Genomic DNA, 2,320 nt, shown 5'->3' with positions numbered 1-2,320 from the left:
TGGCGCTCGTCGGCCAGCCAGTAGGGGAGCTCGTCCTCGAAGCCGCCGGCGGCGACGTGCTCGGCCAGCCGGGCGGCCCAGCGCCGGAACGAGGTGGTCTTGGGCGGGAGCGCCGCGCCCTCGCAGGCCCGCCGCAGGTCTTCCAGCAGCACCCGCCACGAGACGCCGTCCATCACCAGGTGGTGCGCCACGATCAGCAGCCGCCCGGCGCGCTCCTCCCCGCGGGCGAACGCCACCGCCCGCAGCAGCCGCCCCTCCACCAGCGAGAGGCTCGCCTGCAGGCGAGCCGCCTCGCGCTCCACCTCGCGCCGCTGCTCCTCCTCGCCGAGCCCCGAGAGGTCGACGCACGCCGTCCACCGGCGCTCCTCGAGCCCCGCGTTCTCCTGCCGCCACTCGCCGTCCTCGCGCCGGAAGCGCATGCGCAGCGCGTCGTGGTGCGCCGCCACCCGCGCCACCGCCCGCTCCAGCACCCCCGGCTCCGGGAGCCGCCGCACCTCGAGGAGCACCGACAGGTTCCAGTGGTGCGGCGCCGGGCTCGCCCGGTCGAAGAACCAGCGCTGGATCGGCGTCAGCTCCACCGGCCCCTGGACGATCCCCTGCTCGGCGTCGGCCTCGCCCTCGCGCCCTGCGCACCCGGCCAGCTCCGCCGCCGTGGGGTGGTCGAAGATCTGCCGCGGGGTGATCCGCAGCCCCGCCGCGCGGGCGCGCGACACCACCTGGATGGAAAGGATGGAGTCGCCGCCCAGCTCGAAGAAGTTGTCGTGGACGCCCACCCGCTCCAGCCCCAGCACCTCGGCCCAGATCCCCGCCAGCACCTCCTCGGCCCGGGTGCGCGGCGCCGCGTACCCCGCATCCCCCTCCGGCCGCGCGGCGTCGGGCGCGGGGAGCGCCCGGCGGTCCACCTTGCCGCTGGGAGTGAGCGGGAGATGGTCCAGGACCACGAAGGCGGAGGGCACCATGTAGTCGGGGAGCCGCCCGGCGAGGTGCGCGCGCAGCTCGGACGGCTGCGGCTCGGAATCGTCCCGGCCGACCACGTACGCCACCAGCCGCCGGTCGCCGGGCGCGTCCTCGCGCGCCACCACCACCCCCTCGCGCACGGACTCGTGCCGGCGCAGCACCGCCTCGATCTCGCCCGGCTCGATCCGGTAGCCGCGCACCTTCACCTGCTCGTCCAGGCGGCCCAGGTACTCCAGCGTGCCGTCCGCCCGCCACCGCGCGCGGTCGCCGGTGCGGTACAGCCGGGCGCCGGCCGCGCCGAACGGATCCGGGACGAAGCGCTCCGCCGTGAGAGCGGGACGGCCCAGGTACCCGCGCGCTAGCCCGCGGCCGCCCAGGTGGAGCTCGCCGGGGACGCCCACCGGCACCGGCCGCATCCCGGCGTCCAGGACGTACGCCCGCGTGTTCGAGATCGGCCGGCCGATGGTCGCCGGGCCGCCCGCGCGGCGCAGCGCGCACGTGCTGTAGGTGGTGTCTTCCGACGGGCCGTAGAGGTCGTAGACCCGCTCGACGCCGGCGGCGTACAGCGCGTCGACCAGTTCCGACCGCAGCGGCTCGCCGGCCAGGTTCACCGTCGTCACGCCCGCCGGGACGCCGCCGCTCTCCAGCAGCGCCGCGATCGCGGAGGGGACGGTGTTGATCAGGCGCACCTCGCCCGCGGCGGCCGAGTGGGGGAGCGCCAGCGCGTTCTCGACCATGATCACGCGCCCGCCCGCCGAGAGCGGGAGGAACAGCTCGTAGACCGAGAGGTCGAAGGAGATGGACGTCGACGCCAGCACCCCCGACAGCTCGTCGGCCGAGTAGACGCTCCTTCCCCACGACAGCAGCGCCACCGCGCTCCTGTGCTCGATGGCCACGCCCTTCGGGACGCCGGTCGAGCCGGAGGTGTAGATCAGGTAGGCGAGGCTCCCCGGCGCCGCTCCGCCCGCGGGGTTCTCCGCGCTCTCCGCCGCGATCTCCGCGCGCGCCGCCCCGTCGACGACGACCACCGGGACGCCGTCCGGGACCGGGAGGAGCCCGCGCAGCGGCTCCTCCGTCAGCAGCACGGCGGCGCCGGAGTCGGAGACCGTGAACGCCAGCCGCTCGGCGGGATAGGCCGGGTCCAGCGGCACGTACGCCCCGCCCGCCTTCAGCACGGCGAGGAGGGAGACGATCATCTCCGGGCCGCGCGCCTGGCAGACGCCGACCCGCGCCTCCGGCCCCACGCCCAGGCCGACGAGGTGGCGCGCCAGCCGGTTCGCCCGCTCGTCCAGCGCGCGGTAGGTCAGCGACTCCTCCCCGCTGACCACGGCCACGGCGTCCGGCGTCCGCTCCGCCTGCTCCT

Annotated in this window: 1 protein-coding gene; it reads right to left on the bottom strand. The window is 76.3% G+C overall.

Annotation, left to right across the window (positions count from 1 at the left end; genetic code table 11):
* The coding region (locus tag VF746_25385; protein ID HEX8695774.1) for an amino acid adenylation domain-containing protein at positions 1-2,320 on the bottom strand (2,320 nt) is incomplete at both ends.

Origin of the sequence: Longimicrobium sp. (assembly GCA_036389795.1) — a bacterium.
Lineage (GTDB): Bacteria > Gemmatimonadota > Gemmatimonadetes > Longimicrobiales > Longimicrobiaceae > Longimicrobium.
This window is presented reverse-complemented; position numbering and strand designations above follow the sequence as displayed.